This window comes from Clostridium neonatale (assembly GCF_900465025.1).
Classification (GTDB): Bacteria; Bacillota; Clostridia; order Clostridiales; family Clostridiaceae; genus Clostridium; species Clostridium neonatale.
The window spans coordinates 781,386-800,633 of record NZ_UICR01000002.1 but is presented as its reverse complement, the minus strand read 5'-3'; the positions used below and the strand labels follow the sequence as shown (position 1 = coordinate 800,633).

Below are 19,248 nucleotides of genomic sequence, written 5' to 3'. Positions count from 1 at the left end.
TAACCACTGATTTGTTTTTGTATGGAAGTGAATGAAAAAGGACGTTTGTAAGATTAAAATCTTCCAAACGTCCTTTTTCTATATTTTAGTTTCTATATTTTGTTTCAGATAATTCATATACATGATCATATTCTATAGGCTCATCATTATATAGGAATTTAACACCATCAATCCATTCTCCTTTATAAGAAACTTGTAGGAAATTTTCAATTAATGTATTTGAAGTTATTTGTCCACCAGTTGAACCTTGGAATTTATTGATCCACTTATTATTGTTATCATCAAGTAAGTTTATAGTAGCAATTTTTTTACCATCAATTGTATCTATAGATTTTACTTTTATAGGTAGATTGTCGAAGAAATTTTTTGAAACAGTATTTGACAATTGTTGCACTTTATCTTCTAATGAAGAATCTGTAGATAATTCTATTTTAGAAGACTCATTTGGCTCTAATGTATTATCATCTATAGTATAAATAGAAAGTTCTTCTTTATTTGATGGATTTTCAGTATTATCAGTATTTTTATTATCGTCTGTTTTGTTATCTTTATTATCGTCTTTAGAATTATCAGAAGAATTATTATCTGAGTTGTCTTCTACAGTAGGTTTAGTGTTATTTTTATTAATTTCGTCTGTATTCGATTTAGATTTACAAGAAACTAAAGTAACACTTAATATTAAAACTGTAGCAATAATTAATTTTTTTGTCATTATAATTAACCTCCTATATATACGACATTTTAGTAGATATTTTAACTAATTATAACATATAAGGTGTTGAATTAAAAGGATTTATTATGTTTTAGATGAAGAGGGAGGTCATTGACAATTTATTTTGATTATAGTATATTTTGATTGTCAAACTATTTAATGATCTAAGAATTCAAAATGTTAAATGGTTTTAGTAAAAGACTAATAGATATTATTAATTATGTTTTTATAGGAAATTGGAGGTAGCACATAGATGAATAAATCAACAATAACAATTAATGAATTGTTGGTTCAATTATTTAATGATATTTTGCAGATTGAAGAAAAGAGTTTAAAAGAAGGAATCATTTCAGATCTTTCAATAACAGAAATACATACAATTGAAGCAATAGGCATGTATGCTGAAAAGAGTATGTCTGAAGTAGCTCAAATCTTAAAAATAACGGTTGGAACTTTAACAACTGCCATCAACAAATTAATAAAAAAAGAATATGTTGAGAGAAAGAGAATAGAAGAAGATAGAAGGGTTGTATTAGTTAAACTTACAAAGAAAGGTAAGCTTGCATATAGAATACATGAAAAATTTCATCATGACATGGTAAATACAGCCATTGATGGATTAAGTGAAGAAGAAGAAGAAGTTTTAATTTCTTCATTAGATAAAATAAATAAATTCTTTAAGGAAAAATATGAATTGGCTTAATTAGTAATAGAGGAGAACGTTATGAATAATATAAAAATTGCCGGGATTGGGGCATATTCACCATCTTTAGTTGTTACAAATGATGATATTAGTAAACTTGTTGAAACTAATGACGAATGGATACAAGAAAGAACAGGTATAAAAGAAAGAAGAATATCTGAAGGAGAAGATACTTCTGATTTTGCGGTAAAATCAGCTATGATTGCTTTGGACAGAGCAAATATAAAATCAGAAGACTTAGAACTTATAATTGTTGCAACAATATCTCCAGATAATTTTATACCATCTGTTGCATGTCTAGTTCAAAGCAAATTAAATGCACATAAAGCAGCATGTTTCGATATAAATGTTGCATGTTCAGGTTTTTTATATGGTCTTGAAATTGCTAATAGTATGATGAAATCTATGAATTATAAAAATGCTTTAGTAATTGGATCAGAAACACTTTCAAAGTTAATGGATTGGACTGATAGAGGAACGTGTATATTGTTTGGTGATGGTGGAGGCGCAGCTGTTTTAACAAGGTGTGAAAAAGGCGGTATTATTAAATCATATTTAAGATCAGATGGCTCAAGAGGAGAAGCATTAACAATAGAAGCAGCAGACTTTAAAACACCATTTGCAAAAGAAAATAAAGAAAAAGATAGAGTAATAAAAATGAATGGAAGAGAAGTTTTTAAATTTGCAACAACAGCAATAGCAGATGGTGTTACAGAAATATTGAAAGATTCTAATTTAACATTGGATGATATTAAATATATAGTTCCGCACCAAGCAAACTATAGGATAATAAATTCTGCAGCAAAGAAACTAAATGTTGAAACAGAAAAATTTTATATTAATTTAGATAGATACGGAAATACATCATCAGCATCAGTACCTTTAGCTCTTAATGAAATGATGGAAGAAGGTCTTATAAATGAAGGCGATAAGATTATTTTAGTTGCATTTGGTGGTGGACTAACTCATGCAGCTACATTAGTGGAATTCTAGTAAATAAGAAATTTGAAAGTAATAAAATAAATAAATCTAAAATATTAAAATTACATTGAATATGAAAAGAAATATTTCATGGAGGGAATATATATGTTATTTGAAGAAATTAGAGAAGTTATTTGTGAACAACTAGGAATTGAAAAGAATGAAGTATCTTTAGAAACTACATTTGAAGACTTGCAAGCAGATTCTTTAGATTTATTCCAAATAGTAATTGAATTAGAAGAAAAATATAATATACAAGTCGAAGATGTTGAAGGCTTAAAGAATGTTAAAGATGTAGTTGATTATGTAGAGCAAAAGGCAAAGTAGGAATTATATGAATTTATTTTTAATTTTTAATTAGTACAATTGATAATAAGACGATGTAATAGTAAAATTGGTTATAATATGTTTTTTAAGAGTTTATTTGGGATGGTAGTTAAATATTACATTGAAATATTATTTTACATTTCAATTGTGGGAGGAAATTTTTGTGAAAGAAAATAGAGTTTGTGAATTATTAGGTATTAAATATCCATTATTCCAAGGAGCTATGGCAAGAATTGCAGATGCATCATTAGCAGCAGCAGTAAGTAATGCAGGTGGACTTGGAATAATCACTGGCGCAGCTCCAACTGAATGGGTTAGGGAGCAAATTAGAAAAGCAAAAGAATTAACAGATAAACCATTTGCAGTAAACTTGATGCTTCAAATGGAAAATGTTGATGAGATTGCAGAATTAGTATGTGAAGAGGGCGTAAAAGTAGTAACAACTGGAGCAGGAAGCCCGGGGAAGTATATGGATAAATGGAAAGAGCATGACATTAAAGTTATACCAGTAGTTGCATCTGTAGCGCTAGCTAAAAGAATGGAAAAATCAGGAGCTCATGCAATTGTGGCAGAAGGTACTGAATCAGGTGGCCATGTAGGGCAATTAACAACAATGACTTTAATTCCACAAGTTGCAGATGCAGTTAGTATTCCAGTAATAGGAGCTGGCGGTATTGGTGATGGAAGAGGTATTGCAGCTGCTTTTATGTTAGGCGCTGAAGGTATTCAAGTTGGTACTAGATTTTTGGTGGCAAAAGAATGTAATATACATCAAAATTATAAGGATAAAGTATTAAAAGCAAAGGATATTGATACTGAAGTAACAGGAAGGTCAACAGGACATCCAGTAAGAGTTTTAAGAAATAAGCTTTCAAGAACTTATTTGAAGTTAGAAAAAGAGGGAGCTAGTGTCGAAGAAATTGAAAAGATAGGAATAGGATGCTTAGCTAAAGCAGTAGTTGAAGGTGACGTTGAAAATGGATCACTTATGTGTGGTCAAATTGCAGGGCTTGTTAATAAAGAACAAACTTGCAAAGAAATAATTGAAGAAATGTTTAAAGAAGCAAATGAAAGATTCAAACTTTTTGGGGGTAAAAATGAATAGTAATAGGATAGCTTTTCTTTTTCCAGGTCAAGGAGTTCAAACTATTGGAATGGCAAAAGATCTCTATGATAATATACCAGAATGTAAATTGATTTTAGAGTGTAGTGAAGATATTTTAAAGATGCCTTTAAAGAAAATGATGTTTGAAGGACCTGAAGAAGTTTTAACTGCAACAGAAAATGCACAGCCAACTATATTAGTTGCATCACTTATGGCACTAAAGGCTTTAGAGATTAACAATATACATGCAGATTATTGTGCTGGACTTAGCTTAGGCGAATATGCTGCATTAATTTATGGTGGCGCATTATCTCTTGAAGATGGTCTTCTACTTATAAAAGAAAGAGGAAGAATAATGGGAAGCGCACTTCCAGAAGGCCTTGGCAAAATGGCGGCAATACTAAAGCTTGATGATGAAAAGTTTAGTGAATTATTAGAAAGGGCAGGAGAATTTGGAGTTATAGAAGGTGCTAACTTCAATTGTCCAGGTCAAGTTTCTGTATCAGGAGAAAATAGAGCTGTAGAAGAAGCTGTTAAGATTGCAAAGGAATTAGGTGGACTTGGAATACCTTTAAAGGTAAGTGGTCCATTTCATAGCTCATTGCTTACAGAAGCAAGTGAAGAATTTTATAATACAATAAAAACTGCAACAATAAAAGAATTTAACAAAACTGTTTATTCAAATGTTAAAGGTGAGCCTTATACAAATGATGATGATGTTAAAGAATTATTAAAAAGACATATAAGAAGTTCTGTACTTTTTGATAAAACCATAAATCATATGATAGATAATGGTGTAGATACTTTTATTGAAGTAGGTCCAGGAAAAGCATTGAGAGGATTTGTTAAAAAGATAAATAAAAATATGAATCTTCTAAATGTAGAAGATGTTGCATCCTTAAATGTTACTGTTGATACAATAAAAAATATGAAGTAAATGCTATGGGATAAATATTTAAGTGAGAATAGAATATATCTAATAAAAGTATAAGGAAACAAGGAGGTATTATGTTGAAAGGTAAATGTGCTATAGTTACAGGAGCGGCTAAAGGAATAGGAAAAGCAATAGCTTTAAAGTTAGCATCTCTTGGTGCGAACATAGTTCTAAATTATAGAAGTAGTGAAAAGGAAGCAGCAGAAGTTGCAAATGAAATAAAAGAATTAGGTGTTGAAGTATTAACAGTAAAAGCAGATATTTCAAAGCTTGATGAAGTTGAAGAACTTGTAAAGGCTGCTAAAGAAAAATTTGGGTCTGTAGATATAATGGTTAATAATGCAGGTATAACAAAAGATACTTTAATTTTAAGAATGAAAGAAGAAGATTTTGATAGTGTTATAGATGTAAACTTAAAAGGTGTATTTAACTGCATGAAAGCAATAACTCCTGTTATGGTTAGACAAAAACAAGGAAAGATAATAAGTATTTCTTCAGTTGTAGGGATTGCAGGAAATGCAGGTCAAGTTAATTATTCAGCATCAAAAGCAGGAATAATTGGAATGACAAAATCTTTAGCTAAAGAGTTAGGCTCTAGAGGTGTAAATGTAAATGCAGTAGCACCAGGATTTATAGAAACAGACATGACAAATACTTTAGGTGACAAGGTTAAAGAAGAAGCAGAAAAAAATATTCCACTTAAGAGATTTGGAAAAGCTGAAGATGTAGCTGAATGTGTAGCTTTTTTAGCAAGTGGAGCTTCAGATTATATAACAGGTCAAGTTATTCAAGTCGATGGCGGAATGTTAATGTAGTAAGGAAGGTTTTTAGTATGGATAGAAGAGTCGTTATTACGGGAATGGGAGCTGTGACTCCTATTGGAAACAACGTTAATGAATTTTGGAGCAATGCAAAAGAAGGAAAACTAGGAATAGACTTTATAAAATTATTAGATAATGATTTAATAGATGTAAAAATAGCTGGTGAAGTTAAGGATTTTAATCCAGAACCTATAATAAGTAAAAAAGAGACTAAAAGACTTGATAGAGCTGAACAATTTGGATTATATGCAGCTGATGAAGCAATAAAGAATTCAGGCTTGGATTTAGAAAAAGAAGATCTAGATAAGATTGGTGTAATAATAGGATCCGGAATTGGTGGTCTTGGAACAATTGAAGCGGAAGGAACAAAGCTTTATACAGGCGCTTCAAAACGAGTGTCGCCATTCTTTATACCAATGGCTATTTCAAATCTGGTAGCAGGAAATGTTGCTATTAAATACGGACTAAGAGGTACATGTACAGCTGTTGTTACTGCATGTGCAACAGGTACAAATAGTATAGGTGATGCATATAGATTAATTAAACATGGATATGAAAATGTAATGCTCGCAGGTGGTGCAGAAGCTCCAATTACAAGGATCGGTGTTGGTGGATTTAATGGAATGAAAGCGCTAAATACAAGTAATAATCCTGAAAAAGCATCTATTCCATTTGATAAAAATAGAAGCGGATTTGTTATGGGAGAAGGTGCAGGTGTTGTAGTTCTAGAGTCATTAGAACATGCACAGGCTAGAGGCGCTAATATTATAGCAGAACTTGTTGGATATGGAACAACTTGTGATGCTTATCATATTACATCACCAGCTCCAGATGGAAGCGGTGCTGCAAAAGCTATGAAGCAAGCTATAGATGAAGCTGGAATTAAACCAGAAGATGTTTCATATATAAATGCACATGGTACATCAACAGCATTAAATGATAAATTTGAAACAGCTGCCATAAAGACAGTGTTTGGAGATGAGACAAAGGTTGCAATATCATCAACAAAGTCAATGACTGGACATTTACTTGGAGCAGCAGGTGCAATTGAAACAATAGTTTGTGCAAAAGCTGTTCAAGAGGATTTCATACCTCCAACAATAGGATATGAAACTCCAGATGAGGAATTAGATTTAGATTATGTACCTAATGTAGGTAGAAAAGAAAAAGTAGAATATGCATTAACAAATTCATTAGGATTTGGTGGTCATAATGCAACTTTACTTTTAAAGAAGTGGAAGTAGACTTTTAGGAGGGATACCATGGATTTTGAGCAAATTAAAGAGCTTATAAAACTTGTTGATTCATCAGAATTAGCTTTTTTTGAAATTAATACACAAAGTGAACATATAAAAATGGATAAATCTTTAAATAGAAATGTAAGTGAGAATTCTGCCCAAAGTAGTGCTACAAATAGTGTACCTACTGTACAAAATATTGCAGAAAATATAGTAGGCAAAAATGAAAGCGTAGCAAAAAATGAAAGTAATATAAATTCAGAAGAAAATAGTGATGACGATGATACTATTGTTATAACTTCACCAATGGTTGGAACATTTTATTCAAAGCCATCTCCTGACAGTGAAACATTTGTAAGCGCTGGAGATAAAATTTCTAAGGGCAAAGTTTTATGCATAATTGAAGCAATGAAGTTAATGAATGAAATAGAAAGTGAATATGATGGAACAATCGTAAAATGTCTAGTAAATGAAGGTGACATGGTAGAGTACGGTCAACCGTTATTTAAAATAAAGGGGGAATAACCTATGATGAATATAAAGGAAATAAAGGAGATTTTACCTCATAGATATCCTATGTTATTAATAGACAGAGTACTTGAAATGGATATAGAAGAAAAAATGTATGTTAAAGGATATAAAAACATTTCAGCTAATGAAGCATTTTTCCAAGGCCACTATCCAGAAGAACCAATTATGCCAGGTGTTCTTCAAATAGAAGCATTGGCTCAAGCAGGTGCTGTTGCAATTCTTTCTATGGAAAAATTTAAAGGAAAAACACCGTTATTTGCTGGAACTAATAAAGTTAGATTTAAAAATAAAGTAGTTCCAGGTGATAGATTGGATTTATATTGTGAAATAGTGAAAATTAAAGGACCTATAGGAATTGGTAAAGGAATTGCAAGTGTAGATGGTAAAACAGTTTGTGAAGCAGAAATACTATTTGCTATAGGATAAGGTGATGTTATGTTTAAAAAAGTGCTAATTGCAAACAGGGGAGAAATAGCTGTTAGAATAATAAGAGCTTGCAGAGAAATGGGCATAAGAACAGTAGCTGTTTATTCTGAAATAGATAAGGAAGCACTTCATACTCAATTAGCTGATGAGGCTGTATGCATTGGTCCAGCGATGCCTAAAGATAGCTATTTGAATATGGCAAACATTTTAAGTGCTTGTGTTTTAAGTGGTGCAGAAGCTATACATCCAGGTTTTGGATTTTTATCTGAAAATCCAAAGTTTGCAAAGATGTGTAGAGAGTGTAATATAAAATTCATAGGTCCTGATTATGAAACAATTGAATATATGGGAAATAAGGCAAAAGCAAGAGAAATAATGAAGCTTTCAGATGTTCCAGTTGTTCCAGGTTATGAAGGCGAAATAAGAGATGAGAAGCATGCACTTGAAATAGCAGAAAATATTGGATATCCTATAATGATAAAAGCTGCTGCTGGTGGTGGCGGAAAAGGTATAAGAATTGCTTATAATGAAGAAGAATTTCTTATGGGATATAAAACTGCTAAAGCAGAAGCTAAAGCATGTTTTGGTGATGATACATTATATATAGAAAAGTTTATTCAAAAACCAAAGCATATTGAATTTCAAATATTAGCTGATGAGTATGGAAATATAGTACATCTAGGTGAAAGAGAATGTTCTATGCAAAGGAAGAATCAAAAAGTATTAGAAGAGGCTCCATCTAATGTATTAAATGAAGAACTTAGAACTAAGATGGGGGAAATTGCTAAGAGAGCAGCTCTTGCAGTTGATTATAAAAATGCAGGAACAATAGAATTTCTATTTGATAAAGATAATAACTTCTATTTCATGGAGATGAATACAAGAATACAGGTTGAGCACCCAATTACTGAAATGATTACAGGCATAGATTTAGTTAAAGAACAATTAAGAATAGCTTCTGGTGAAAAGCTTAGATTTACTCAAGATGATATTAAAATTAAAGGCCATGCCATTGAATGTAGAGTTAATGCTGAAGATCCAGAACATGATTTTAGACCTTGCCCAGGAGTGATTGAAGAACTTTGTGTTCCAGGCGGAATGGGGGTAAGAATTGATAGTGCAATTTTTGCTGGATATAAGATTCCTCATTGTTATGATTCAATGATAGCTAAAGTAATTTCATTTGGAAATACTAGAGAAGAAGCAATTGTAAAGATGAATAGAGCATTATCTGAATTTGCTGTAGGTGGAGTAAAAACTAACATTGATTTTGATCTTTCAATACTTCAAACTAAAGAATTTTTAGAAGGCGATTATGATACAACATTTTTATCAGAAATGATGGTGAAGAAGGATGCTTAAGGATTTATTTAGTAAAAGACAATATGCAACTGTTAATCCTTCTGTTTTAAAGAAAGCTGAAACAGAAGAAAAACCGAATATTCCTTCAGGTATGTGGAATAAATGTGAAAAGTGTAATACTATGATGTATCATGATGATCTGGAAAATAATAAATTTGTATGTACATCATGTGGTTATCATTTTAGGCTTACAGCTAAAGAAAGAATAAAAATGTTTTTAGATAAGGATACATTTAATGAGCTATATAAGGACTTTAAAACTACAAATCCATTAGAGTTTGATGGATATGAAGAAAAGCTTAAGAAGAGCAAGAAATCCACAAGCAGCAATGAAGCAGTAGTTACTGGCATAGGAAAATTAAATGGCATAGAGGTTGCCTGTGCTGTTATGGATAGCTTCTTCATGATGGGAAGTATGGGAACAGTTGTAGGAGAAAAATTAACTAGATTAATAGAATATGCTATAGACGCTAAATTGCCATTAGTTATATTTACAACATCTGGTGGAGCGAGAATGCAAGAAGGCATATTTTCACTTATGCAAATGGCAAAAGTAAGTGCAGCACTTGCAAAGTTTGATGAAGCAGGACTTCTTTATATAACAGTCCTTACAGATCCAACTACAGGAGGAGTAACTGCAAGCTTTGCTATGGAGGGTGATATAATCTTAAGTGAGCCAGGAGCATTGGTTGGATTTGCAGGAAGAAGAGTAGTTGAAAATACTATAAATGAGAGCCTTCCAGATGATTTCCAAAGTGCAGAATTCTTATTAAAAAAAGGATTTATTGATGCTATTGTTCCAAGAACGCATATGAGAACATGCATATATAAGATTCTTGTTTTACATGGAGTGAGAAGTTATGAATAAAGACTTTATAAAAGGAAATTTAAGTGCTTGGGAAAAGGTTGAAATAGCCAGGCATAAAGATAGACCTACTGGAAAATTTTATATAAATGAAATATTTAAAGATTTTATTGAGTTTCATGGTGATAGAAATTTTGGAGATGATAAAGCTATAGTTGGTGGCATAGCTTCAATAAACAATCTACCTGTTACTATTATAGCTATATCAAAAGGGTCTAATACAAGTGAAAATATAGAGAGAAATTTTGGCATGCCAAGTCCAGAAGGATATAGAAAGGCATTAAGGCTTATGAAACAAGCTGAGAAATTTAAGAGACCAGTAATATGTTTTGTTGATACTCCGGGGGCATTTCCAGGAAAGGGTGCAGAAGAGAGAGGTCAAGGAGAAGCTATTGCTAAAAATCTTTTTGAACTGAGCAAGTTAAAAACACCAATACTTTCAATATTAGCAGGTGAAGGTGGAAGTGGTGGAGCACTAGCCTTAGCAGTGGCAGATAAAATTCTTATGATGGAAAATGCTATTTATTCAATTCTTTCACCAGAAGGATTTGCATCAATTTTATGGAAAGATTCTACTAGAGTAAAAGAAGCTGCTGAGGTTATGAAAATTACAGCTAAAGATTTAAAAGAATTTGGTATTATAGATGATATTATAAAAGAGTCAAGAGGCGGAGCACATAAGAATTCTGAAAAGGCTGCTGAAAGCATTAAAGATGAAATATTAAATTGGCTTAGTGATATAAAAGATATTGATTTAGATGTTCTAATCCAAAATAGATATGATAAATTTAGAAAGATGGGAAATTTTTATTAGTATCCATTTAAGACTGAGAAGTTAGATTTTAGACTTCTCAGTCTTTTATTTTATAAAGTAGTATTAAAAATAAATGAACTATATAAATAATAAAATTTTAGAGAATCTAAGCTGTAATCTTAAAACAAAGAAATTATAAGATTAACTAAAGAACTAACAATAAATTGTGTTATGTTATATAATTTGATTGTATCTAATTAATTATAGAAGGAGTAAGTGTAATGGAAAGCAATAGTACTAAAATAGCTAAGATAGCAACAAGGATGGCAATATGTGATAGAAAAGAAGAGGAAGAGCTAAAGAGATTATATAAGAATGAAAATATACAAGTAACTGCTGTTAATATTGGAGGAAATATAAATACATCAATAGGAAAGATATTAGAAAGTGCATTAGTTGCTGCTAAAAGAAATAATTTAATAAGAGAAGAACATCTGCATGAGGGGGCAGTTATAGGAGCAACAAGAGATGCAATAATGCAGATTTATAATAGAGCAAGTAACCAAAATATTGGAGGGAAAATAGGAATTGCAAGAGGTGGAGAACATATATCTGTTTGTATATTTTTAAATATAGGTTTATTACATTTAGATGAAGTAGTAATTGGAATAGGTCATAGATCATTACCGTTATAATTGATATTTGTACTAAATAAAGTATTAAAAAATAAAAATATAATTTTATTACATAAATATTAAAGAATATACAGCGATTCAATGGTCAACTTTACAAATATACTAATTTATGATATTATTAATTAAAATATTTTTAAATTATAATGCTTTATGTTAAGAATATAACATAAAAATAAACACAAAATTAATAATGTAGTTTATTGTAGTACTGAAGGCATAAAGGTGATAAGTAGAAACAGGAGGATAGAATTATGGTAGGAAAAAGAAAAATAGCTATGATATTAGGCATGCTATTAATGGGTACAGGCCTGATTGGATGTGGAAATAGCACAGCAGATAATAGCGGACAATCCGCAGGAAATAATGAAGCAAAGAAAAATATAGGAATTGTTCAACTAGTTCAGCATGATGCTTTGGATTCAGCAAATAAAGGATTTGTAGATGCGTTAAAAGAAAAGGGATATGAAGAAGGAAAGAATATCACAATAGAGCAACAAAATGCCCAAGGTGAACAAGCTAATGCACAGACAATCTGCAGTCAGTTTACTGATGCAAAAAAGGATTTAATCTTTGCAATTGCAACACCAGCAGCACAAGCAGCATACAATTCAACTAAAGACATTCCAATAGTTTTCACAGCGGTAACTGATCCTGTTGCAGCTAAAATAGCAAATGATTGGAAGAGCTCTGGGACAAATGTTACTGGTACTTCTGATAAAGTTCCAGTAGATCAGCAAATAGATTTATTAAAAAAATTAATCCCAGATGCAAAAACATTAGGTGTAATTTATAATACATCAGAAGCTAATTCAGTGATTCAAGTAGATGAATTAAAAAAGGCTGCTGAAGCTAAAGGGTTAAGTGTAAAAGAAATTGGAGTAACAAATGTTAATGAAATAAACCAAAATTTATCAAGTGCTTTAGGTGATATTGATGTATTATATACACCAACTGATAATACTGTAGCATCAGGATATGCTTTGGTTGGTAATTTATGCGTTGAAAATAACGTACCAATAATAGGTGCTGAAGAAGCAGTTGTAGATAAAGGTGGACTAGCATCTATAGGTATTGATTATTATAAATTAGGACAAGAAGCAGGGTATAAAGCAGTAGAAATATTAGAAGGCAAAAAGCCATCAGATATTGAGATTACAACATTAAGTGAAATGTCATTTACTATAAATACTGATGTTGCAGAAAAATTAGGAATTACAATTCCAGATGATATATTAAAAGATGCAAAAAAAGTAACTGGAGGCGTTAAATAGTGGGAGTCTTAATTAATGTTTTAGAACAAGGACTGCTATTTTCAATTGTTGCCATTGCTGTTTATATAACATATAAGATATTAGACTTTCCAGATATGTCTGTAGATGGAACATTTCCTATGGGTGCTGCTATTTCAGCAGCACTTATTGTAAAAGGAATTAATCCAATAGTAACAATTGTTGCTGCAGCTATTGGTGGTGCCATTGCTGGATCAATAACAGGATTTTTACATGTTAAATTAAAAATAGATAACTTAATGGCCGGAATACTTATGATGATAGCACTGTACTCAGTAAATTTAAGAATTATGTCAAATAAAGCTAATATACCTTTGTTCAGTGTTGATAAGATATTTGATTTGAAAATTCCTAAAATCATAATAATCTTAATTGTACTTATTATTGTAAAAATAATATTAGATTTATATTTAAAAACAAAATCAGGATTTTTACTTAGAGCAGTTGGTGATAATGAGCAAGTTGTATCTTCTATTGGAGTGAATAAAAATTTAGTTAAAGTTTTAGGACTTACCATAAGTAATGGACTTGCCGCTATGGCAGGAGCATTGACAGCTCAATATAATGGATTTAGTGACGTTGGAATGGGAACTGGAACAGTTGTAATGGGACTTGCAGCCGTAATAATTGGAAGTTCGTTATTTGAGAGATTTTCGTTTATTAAAGCAACCACATTATCTATTTTAGGAGCAGTTATTTATAAATGTGCAATAGCACTTGTATTAAAATACGGAGGATTTATTGGATTGACTGCAAATGACTTGAAGTTAATGACAGCTATAATTGTAGTTATAGCACTATGTTCTAATAATGGAGTATTTAAGTTTAAGAAGAAAATAATTATAGAAGGTGGTGCAGGAGAAGATGCTAAAAGTAACACAACTGTCCAAGGTATTTAATCCAAATACAATAAATGAAAATAGAGTTTTTGACAAGTTAAGCTTAGAGGTTGATAAAGGAGACTTCATCAGCATAATAGGTTCAAATGGTGCTGGAAAATCGACTTTATTAAACATGATATCAGGAACTATAGAAGCAGATTCGGGATCTATATTATTAGATGGAACTGAGGTTATAAATAAAGCAGAATATATTCGTTGTAAAGATATTGGAAGAGTTTTTCAAGACCCATCAATGGGAGTTGCACCTAATATGACCATATTAGAAAATATGGCTTTAGCTGATAATAAAAATAAAACATTTGGTTTAAGCTTTGGAATAAATAAAAAAAGAATAGATTACTATAAAGAAATGGTTAGTGAATTGAATTTGGGGTTAGAAGATAAAATATACAATAAAGTATTGCTTTTATCAGGAGGACAAAGACAGGCGTTAACATTACTTATGGCAGTTATGTCTAAACCTAAATTACTTTTACTTGATGAGCATACAGCAGCATTAGATCCAAAAACATCAGAAAAAATAATGGATATAACAAGACATATTGTTAAAGATAGTGGGATAACAACGATGATGGTAACACATAACTTAAAACATGCCCTTGAAAATGGAAACAGGCTTTTCATGATGCATAGGGGAAAAATATTATTTGATGTTAAAGGTTCAGAAAAAGAAAAGCTTGATAATTCCAAATTGATGGCTCTTTTTGACAAAGCTAATGTGACAGATGAATTAAGTGATAGAACATTATTTGCATAATTTATATTAAAAATCAGATGGCAGTAAATGCTTGTCTGATTTTTTATTTTTGGATTAATTACTATTCAATTATTAATTTTCCTTTAAAGCAGAACTATTATAGATATGTAATATATTTTGATTTTATGATAATATTTTAATTATAGGTTATTTGATATCGTAATGAGGTGTATTGATGAGACCATTAGCAGATTTAATGAGGCCAAGTAAATTAGAAGATTTTGTAGGACAAAAACAAATATTAAGCAAGGGCAAACCCCTTTATAATTTAATAGAAGGTAAAAATATATGTAATTGTATTTTTTATGGCCCACCAGGAACAGGAAAAACAACTTTAGCCAATATAATGGCTAATTATGTAGATAAGAAATTTTATAAATTAAATGCAACAACAGCAAGTGTAAAAGATATACAAGATATAACAAATAATATGGATAATCTTTTAAGTTATAGTGGCGTTGTTCTTTATATAGATGAAATTCAGCATTTTAATAAAAAACAGCAGCAATCATTATTGGAATTTATTGAAGATGGAAGAATAACATTAATAGCTAGTACAACTGAAAATCCTTATTTTGTTATACATAAGGCTATCATAAGTAGATGTAACATATTTTCATTTAAACCGCTAGATAGTGATGATATTGTAATTGGACTAAAAAAATCATTAGAAAAATTAATTAAGGAAGGTATTAAAGTAACTTATAGCGAAGAAGCATTAAAATATATAGCCGAAATATCACAAGGTGATTATAGAAAATCATACAATATTTTAGAATTGGCTATAAATTCACAGATTAAACATATAAGAAATATAACTGTTGAATATATAGAAACGTTAGAACAATCCAGTATGAGAGCAGACAGTAGTGGAGATGAGTTTTATAATTCATTAAGTGCCCTCCAGAAAAGCATTAGAGGAAGTGATCCTAATGCAGCAATTCATTATTTAGCAAGACTCATAAAGGCTGGGGATTTAAGTGCAATAGTTAGAAGGATTGCTGTTATAGCAGCAGAAGATATAGGGATGGCGACACCAAGTGCACTTACAGTAATAAATTCAGGAATAGAACTAGCATTAAAGACAGGTTTTCCGGAAGCTAGAATAATTTTGTCTGAAATGGTTATATATTTAGCTACATTACCTAAATCTAATAGTGCGATTTTGGCAATAGATAAAGCCTTAAGTGATTTGGAAAATTCAAATTGCGGTGATATTCCTATGCATTTAAAAGATGCTCATTACTCTGGAGCAACATCTTTAGGGGTCGGTGGATATAAATATCCACATAATTTTGAAAATCATTACGTGAAACAAGAATATTTACCAAGGGAATTAAGGAATAAAAAATATTATGAAGAGCAGAATAATAAATATGAAAACAGTATAAAAAAATATTGGGAAAATATAAAAAGAATTTAGATAAATTATAAAAAGAGTCTATAAAATCTTTAATAAAATGATATAATAAATATCGATTATTAAAGATTTTATATATTATGTTTTTTATACCATATTCAAAAGAAAATAAATTGACAAAGTCCGAGTATTTTGATAAGATATAATTAAAATTCTGATAAGGGGAGAGTGTTGCTATATGAAATTATCAACAAAAGGAAGATATGGTGTTAGAGCAATGGTTGCGTTAGCATTAAGTTATGGTGGTACCCCTATGTCTATAAAGACAATTTCAAAGAAGGAAAATCTTTCAGAATATTATTTAGAACAACTGTTTAGTCCACTTAGACGTGCAAACTTGATACGTAGTATTAGAGGAGCTCAAGGAGGGTATGTATTATGTAAGGCACCGTCAGAAATAACGGTTGGTGATATTATGACTGTTTTAGAAGGTCCTATAGAAGTTGCTGACTGTATAGATGGGATAGGCTGTGCCAGTGAAAATGATTGTACAACCAAAGCAGTATGGGCTAAAGTTAAGAAAAGTATAGATGATGTTTTAAATTCAATTACTTTACAAGATATAGTAGATGACTATGAGAAGGCAAAAGAAAAGAAAAATGGGATACAAATTATAGATGGGAGCGATTTTAGTATATGAGAAATGTATATATGGATTATTCTGCAACAACATATGTTAAGCCAGAAGTACTAGAAGAGATGATGCCTTATTTTACAGAAAAGTTTGGTAATCCATCATCGTTTTATGGTATATCAAGAGAAACAAAAAGAGCAATAGATAAAGCAAGGGAACAAGTTGCAAGCACACTAAAGTGTTTACCAGAGGAAATATATTTTACAGGTGGAGGTTCAGAAGCAGATAACTGGGCTATAAAAGGTATAGCAACTGCACATAGAAAAAAAGGAAATCATATAATAACAACTAAAATTGAACACCATGCAGTACTTCATAGCTGTGAGTTTTTAGAGAAGTTTGGATATGAAGTTACTTATCTTGATGTAGACAAAGAAGGATTTATAAATTTAGAGGAATTAAGAAATGCAATAACAGATAGAACCATATTAGTTTCAATTATGTTTGCCAACAATGAAATTGGAACAATCCAGCCAATTAAAGAAATAGGAGAAATATGTAGAGAAAAGAAAGTTTTTTTCCATACAGATGCAGTTCAAGCTGTAGGTAATGTTCCTATAGATGTAAAAGAAATGAATATAGATTTATTATCTTTAGCAGGACATAAAGTGTATGGTCCTAAGGGAATAGGTGCATTATATATTAGAAAAGGTGTTAGAATTGATAATTTAATTCATGGCGGAGCTCAAGAAAGAAATAGAAGAGCTGGAACAGAAAATATAGCTTCTATTGTTGGAATAGGCAAAGCAATGGAAATTGCAGAAAATAATTTAAAAGAACATACAGAAAAATTAACTAAACTTAGAGATAGATTAATAGATGGATTATTAAAAATACCATATACAACATTAAATGGACCAAGAGGGGAAAAAAGATTACCTGGGAATGTTAATGTTAGATTCCAATTTATTGAAGGTGAATCTATTTTATTATCATTAGATTTTAAGGGTGTATGTGCATCAAGCGGTAGTGCATGTACATCGGGGTCGTTAGATCCATCACACGTTTTATTATCAATAGGTGTTCCTCATGAACTTGCACATGGATCATTAAGATTAACATTAGGTGAAGATTCAACAGAAGAAGATGTTGATTATGTAATTGAAGTGTTACCACCTATAATTCAAAGATTGAGAGATATGTCGCCATTATGGGAAGACTTTATTAAGAAAGGGGAAAAATAAAATGATATATACAGATAAAGTAATGGATCATTTCCAAAATCCAAGAAACGTTGGAGAAATAGAAGATGCAAATGGAGTTGGAGAAGTAGGTAATGCTAAGTGCGGAGATATAATGAAAATATATCTAAAGGTTGAAGATAATATAATAAAGGACGTTAAATTCAAAACTTTTGGCTGCGGTTCTGCTATAGCGTCATCATCAATGGCTACAGAAATGATAAAAGGTAAGACTATAGATGAAGCTTGGGAATTATCAAATAAAGCAGTTGCAGAAGCTTTAGATGGGCTTCCACCAGTAAAAATGCATTGCTCGGTTCTTGCTGAAGAAGCTATTCATAAGGCTATAAACGATTATAGACAAAAAAATGGGTTGGAGATAATACCTATGAAAGAACATGACCATGATGAACTACACAACATGGTTCACGGGGAATAAGTTTTGAGTGGTAAGAAAAAAGTTCTTGTCGGTATGAGCGGCGGAGTAGATAGCTCTGTAGCTGCTTATCTTCTTAAAGAACAAGGATATGAAGTTATTGGTGCAACAATGCAAATTTGGCAAGAAGATAAAGAATTTGAGGAACGTGAAGGTGGATGTTGCTCTCTTTCTGCAGTAGATGATGCAAGAAGGGTATGCGATAAATTAGACATTCCTTTTTATGTTTTAAATTTTAGAGATTCCTTTAAAGAAAAAGTAATTGATTACTTTGTTCAAGAGTACATAGATGGTAATACGCCTAATCCTTGTATTGCGTGTAATAAGCATTTAAAGTTTGATGAACTTTTAAGAAAAGCAAGAGGAATAGGCGCTGATTATGTTGCAACTGGTCATTATGCAAAAATAGAGGAGCATGATGGAAGATATTTGCTGATTAGATCAGAAGATGATCGTAAAGATCAAACATATGCATTATATAATTTTACTCAAGACCAATTAGCGCACACTTTAATGCCATGTGGAGAATATGAAAAGACAAAAATAAGAGAAATTGCTAAAGAAATAGGGCTGGCTGTTCATAACAAAAAAGATAGTGAAGAAATATGCTTTATTTCAGATAATAATCATGGAAAGTATATTTCTGAAGTAGAACCGAAAAGAGTTAAGCCAGGAAACTTTGTTGATAAAAACGGAAATGTTTTAGGAAAACATAAGGGAATTGTATACTATACAATAGGCCAAAGAAAAGGACTAGGGCTTTCTCTTGGAAGGCCAGTATTTGTTACTGATATTAATGCTAGAACTAATGAAGTTGTTATTGGATCTGAAGAAGACATTTTTAAAACTGATTTATTAGCAACTGATGTGAATTTTATTCCGTTTGATAAATTGGAAGGTAAATTAGAAGTAGAAGCTAAAATAAGATATTCTGCAAAAGCGGCAAAGGCAGTTTTATATCCATTAGAAAATGGGAAAGTTAAAGTTTCTTTTGAAGATAAACAAAGGGCTATAACTAAAGGCCAATCAGTAGTTTTCTATAATGGTAATATTGTAGTTGGTGGCGGAATAATTGAAAAGATACTATAAAATAATAGCAACGGATTTTCTGTTGCTATTATTTTTTTATACTAAAAAGTGAAATTTTAAGAATTATTTTCCTATAAAATGGGCAA

The 19,248-nt window shown here is 31.0% G+C and carries 22 protein-coding genes; 21 read left to right on the top strand and 1 reads right to left on the bottom strand.

What is annotated here, in order from left to right; genetic code table 11:
* Window positions 1-85: 85 nt before the first annotated feature.
* Window positions 86-712: a hypothetical protein gene (locus CNEONATNEC86_RS15280; protein ID WP_058296047.1), complete on the bottom strand. Its 627-nt coding sequence runs from the start codon at window positions 710-712 to the stop codon at window positions 86-88.
* A gap of 253 nt (window positions 713-965) precedes the next feature.
* On the opposite strand from CNEONATNEC86_RS15280, the gene CNEONATNEC86_RS15275 reads away from it, so the two are divergent.
* The 21 genes from CNEONATNEC86_RS15275 (at window position 966) to mnmA (ending at window position 19,162) form a co-directional block, all read left to right on the top strand.
* Window positions 966-1,415, top strand: a complete 450-nt coding sequence (locus CNEONATNEC86_RS15275; protein WP_058296046.1) for a MarR family winged helix-turn-helix transcriptional regulator — start codon at window positions 966-968, stop codon at window positions 1,413-1,415.
* Between the two features lie 21 nt (window positions 1,416-1,436).
* Window positions 1,437-2,408, top strand: coding sequence for a beta-ketoacyl-ACP synthase III (locus tag CNEONATNEC86_RS15270; protein ID WP_125148779.1), 972 nt, complete (start codon window positions 1,437-1,439; stop codon window positions 2,406-2,408).
* Window positions 2,409-2,501: 93 nt separating this feature from the next.
* A complete protein-coding gene (locus CNEONATNEC86_RS15265) occupies window positions 2,502-2,723 on the top strand; it encodes an acyl carrier protein (RefSeq protein ID WP_125148778.1) in 222 nt (73 codons plus the stop codon).
* Between the two features lie 163 nt (window positions 2,724-2,886).
* Window positions 2,887-3,828: an enoyl-[acyl-carrier-protein] reductase FabK gene (fabK, locus tag CNEONATNEC86_RS15260; RefSeq protein WP_058296043.1), complete on the top strand. Its 942-nt coding sequence runs from the start codon at window positions 2,887-2,889 to the stop codon at window positions 3,826-3,828.
* Window positions 3,821-4,765, top strand: coding sequence for an ACP S-malonyltransferase (gene fabD, locus CNEONATNEC86_RS15255; RefSeq protein WP_159136333.1), 945 nt, complete (start codon window positions 3,821-3,823; stop codon window positions 4,763-4,765). Before fabK ends, fabD begins: the two co-directional genes overlap by 8 nt.
* A 71-nt stretch (window positions 4,766-4,836) precedes the next feature.
* Window positions 4,837-5,577 (top strand): 3-oxoacyl-[acyl-carrier-protein] reductase, encoded by a 741-nt coding sequence (fabG, locus tag CNEONATNEC86_RS15250; protein ID WP_058296041.1) that lies wholly within the window; start codon window positions 4,837-4,839, stop codon window positions 5,575-5,577.
* 17 nt (window positions 5,578-5,594) lie between these two features.
* Window positions 5,595-6,827 carry a beta-ketoacyl-ACP synthase II gene (gene fabF, locus CNEONATNEC86_RS15245; RefSeq protein WP_159116627.1) on the top strand — a complete coding sequence of 411 codons (1,233 nt, stop codon included), beginning with the start codon at window positions 5,595-5,597 and terminating at the stop codon, window positions 6,825-6,827.
* An 18-nt stretch (window positions 6,828-6,845) separates the two neighbouring features.
* A complete protein-coding gene (accB, locus tag CNEONATNEC86_RS15240; protein ID WP_125148775.1) occupies window positions 6,846-7,346 on the top strand; it encodes an acetyl-CoA carboxylase biotin carboxyl carrier protein in 501 nt (166 codons plus the stop codon).
* 3 nt (window positions 7,347-7,349) lie between these two features.
* Window positions 7,350-7,778, top strand: a complete 429-nt coding sequence (fabZ, locus tag CNEONATNEC86_RS15235) for a 3-hydroxyacyl-ACP dehydratase FabZ (protein WP_159136332.1) — start codon at window positions 7,350-7,352, stop codon at window positions 7,776-7,778.
* A gap of 9 nt (window positions 7,779-7,787) precedes the next feature.
* Window positions 7,788-9,140, top strand: a complete 1,353-nt coding sequence (locus tag CNEONATNEC86_RS15230; RefSeq protein WP_159136331.1) for an acetyl-CoA carboxylase biotin carboxylase subunit — start codon at window positions 7,788-7,790, stop codon at window positions 9,138-9,140.
* On the top strand, window positions 9,133-10,008 hold the full coding sequence (gene accD / locus CNEONATNEC86_RS15225) for an acetyl-CoA carboxylase, carboxyltransferase subunit beta (RefSeq protein ID WP_125148772.1): 876 nt from the start codon (window positions 9,133-9,135) through the stop codon (window positions 10,006-10,008). The genes CNEONATNEC86_RS15230 and accD overlap by 8 nt, the downstream gene beginning before the upstream one ends.
* The gene (locus tag CNEONATNEC86_RS15220) at window positions 10,001-10,819 is read left to right on the top strand and encodes an acetyl-CoA carboxylase carboxyltransferase subunit alpha (protein ID WP_159136330.1); all 819 of its coding nucleotides are present in this window, start codon (window positions 10,001-10,003) and stop codon (window positions 10,817-10,819) included. The genes accD and CNEONATNEC86_RS15220 overlap by 8 nt, the downstream gene beginning before the upstream one ends.
* A 221-nt stretch (window positions 10,820-11,040) precedes the next feature.
* On the top strand, window positions 11,041-11,454 hold the full coding sequence (locus CNEONATNEC86_RS15215) for a HutP family protein (protein WP_058296034.1): 414 nt from the start codon (window positions 11,041-11,043) through the stop codon (window positions 11,452-11,454).
* A 251-nt stretch (window positions 11,455-11,705) separates the two neighbouring features.
* Complete coding sequence (locus CNEONATNEC86_RS15210) at window positions 11,706-12,725, top strand: ABC transporter substrate-binding protein (protein WP_058296033.1); 1,020 nt, start codon at window positions 11,706-11,708, stop codon at window positions 12,723-12,725.
* Entirely contained in the window at window positions 12,725-13,642 is a 918-nt protein-coding gene (locus tag CNEONATNEC86_RS15205) for an ABC transporter permease (protein WP_058296032.1), read from the top strand. Before CNEONATNEC86_RS15210 ends, CNEONATNEC86_RS15205 begins: the two co-directional genes overlap by 1 nt.
* Window positions 13,608-14,402 (top strand): ABC transporter ATP-binding protein, encoded by a 795-nt coding sequence (locus CNEONATNEC86_RS15200; RefSeq protein WP_058296031.1) that lies wholly within the window; start codon window positions 13,608-13,610, stop codon window positions 14,400-14,402. The genes CNEONATNEC86_RS15205 and CNEONATNEC86_RS15200 overlap by 35 nt, the downstream gene beginning before the upstream one ends.
* Before the next feature lie 175 nt (window positions 14,403-14,577).
* The gene (locus CNEONATNEC86_RS15195; protein ID WP_159136329.1) at window positions 14,578-15,825 is read left to right on the top strand and encodes a replication-associated recombination protein A; all 1,248 of its coding nucleotides are present in this window, start codon (window positions 14,578-14,580) and stop codon (window positions 15,823-15,825) included.
* 175 nt (window positions 15,826-16,000) lie between these two features.
* A complete protein-coding gene (locus CNEONATNEC86_RS15190; protein ID WP_058296029.1) occupies window positions 16,001-16,462 on the top strand; it encodes an RrF2 family transcriptional regulator in 462 nt (153 codons plus the stop codon).
* The gene (nifS, locus tag CNEONATNEC86_RS15185) at window positions 16,459-17,640 is read left to right on the top strand and encodes a cysteine desulfurase NifS (protein ID WP_159136328.1); all 1,182 of its coding nucleotides are present in this window, start codon (window positions 16,459-16,461) and stop codon (window positions 17,638-17,640) included. The genes CNEONATNEC86_RS15190 and nifS overlap by 4 nt, the downstream gene beginning before the upstream one ends.
* Before the next feature lies 1 nt (window position 17,641).
* Window positions 17,642-18,076 carry a Fe-S cluster assembly scaffold protein NifU gene (gene nifU, locus CNEONATNEC86_RS15180; protein ID WP_058296027.1) on the top strand — a complete coding sequence of 145 codons (435 nt, stop codon included), beginning with the start codon at window positions 17,642-17,644 and terminating at the stop codon, window positions 18,074-18,076.
* Window positions 18,077-18,079: 3 nt separating this feature from the next.
* A complete protein-coding gene (gene mnmA, locus CNEONATNEC86_RS15175; protein ID WP_083498839.1) occupies window positions 18,080-19,162 on the top strand; it encodes a tRNA 2-thiouridine(34) synthase MnmA in 1,083 nt (360 codons plus the stop codon).
* The last annotated feature ends 86 nt before the right edge of the window (window positions 19,163-19,248 follow it).

What these genes read in the sequence shown, in the direction of transcription:
- CNEONATNEC86_RS15265 (WP_125148778.1), top strand. Translation starts at nt 2,502, where the DNA reads ATGTTATTTGAAGAAATTAGAGAAGTTATTTGTGAACAACTAGGAATT.
- nifU (WP_058296027.1), top strand. Translation starts at nt 17,642, where the DNA reads ATGATATATACAGATAAAGTAATGGATCATTTCCAAAATCCAAGAAAC.
- CNEONATNEC86_RS15215 (WP_058296034.1), top strand. Translation starts at nt 11,041, where the DNA reads ATGGAAAGCAATAGTACTAAAATAGCTAAGATAGCAACAAGGATGGCA.
- fabG (WP_058296041.1), top strand. Translation starts at nt 4,837, where the DNA reads ATGTTGAAAGGTAAATGTGCTATAGTTACAGGAGCGGCTAAAGGAATA.
- CNEONATNEC86_RS15230 (WP_159136331.1), top strand. Translation starts at nt 7,788, where the DNA reads ATGTTTAAAAAAGTGCTAATTGCAAACAGGGGAGAAATAGCTGTTAGA.
- fabF (WP_159116627.1), top strand. Translation starts at nt 5,595, where the DNA reads ATGGATAGAAGAGTCGTTATTACGGGAATGGGAGCTGTGACTCCTATT.
- CNEONATNEC86_RS15270 (WP_125148779.1), top strand. Translation starts at nt 1,437, where the DNA reads ATGAATAATATAAAAATTGCCGGGATTGGGGCATATTCACCATCTTTA.
- accB (WP_125148775.1), top strand. Translation starts at nt 6,846, where the DNA reads ATGGATTTTGAGCAAATTAAAGAGCTTATAAAACTTGTTGATTCATCA.
- fabZ (WP_159136332.1), top strand. Translation starts at nt 7,350, where the DNA reads ATGATGAATATAAAGGAAATAAAGGAGATTTTACCTCATAGATATCCT.
- fabD (WP_159136333.1), top strand. Translation starts at nt 3,821, where the DNA reads ATGAATAGTAATAGGATAGCTTTTCTTTTTCCAGGTCAAGGAGTTCAA.
- CNEONATNEC86_RS15280 (WP_058296047.1), bottom strand. Translation starts at nt 712, where the DNA reads ATGACAAAAAAATTAATTATTGCTACAGTTTTAATATTAAGTGTTACT.
- CNEONATNEC86_RS15220 (WP_159136330.1), top strand. Translation starts at nt 10,001, where the DNA reads ATGAATAAAGACTTTATAAAAGGAAATTTAAGTGCTTGGGAAAAGGTT.
- CNEONATNEC86_RS15275 (WP_058296046.1), top strand. Translation starts at nt 966, where the DNA reads ATGAATAAATCAACAATAACAATTAATGAATTGTTGGTTCAATTATTT.
- CNEONATNEC86_RS15210 (WP_058296033.1), top strand. Translation starts at nt 11,706, where the DNA reads ATGGTAGGAAAAAGAAAAATAGCTATGATATTAGGCATGCTATTAATG.
- CNEONATNEC86_RS15200 (WP_058296031.1), top strand. Translation starts at nt 13,608, where the DNA reads ATGCTAAAAGTAACACAACTGTCCAAGGTATTTAATCCAAATACAATA.
- accD (WP_125148772.1), top strand. Translation starts at nt 9,133, where the DNA reads ATGCTTAAGGATTTATTTAGTAAAAGACAATATGCAACTGTTAATCCT.
- CNEONATNEC86_RS15190 (WP_058296029.1), top strand. Translation starts at nt 16,001, where the DNA reads ATGAAATTATCAACAAAAGGAAGATATGGTGTTAGAGCAATGGTTGCG.
- nifS (WP_159136328.1), top strand. Translation starts at nt 16,459, where the DNA reads ATGAGAAATGTATATATGGATTATTCTGCAACAACATATGTTAAGCCA.
- CNEONATNEC86_RS15195 (WP_159136329.1), top strand. Translation starts at nt 14,578, where the DNA reads ATGAGACCATTAGCAGATTTAATGAGGCCAAGTAAATTAGAAGATTTT.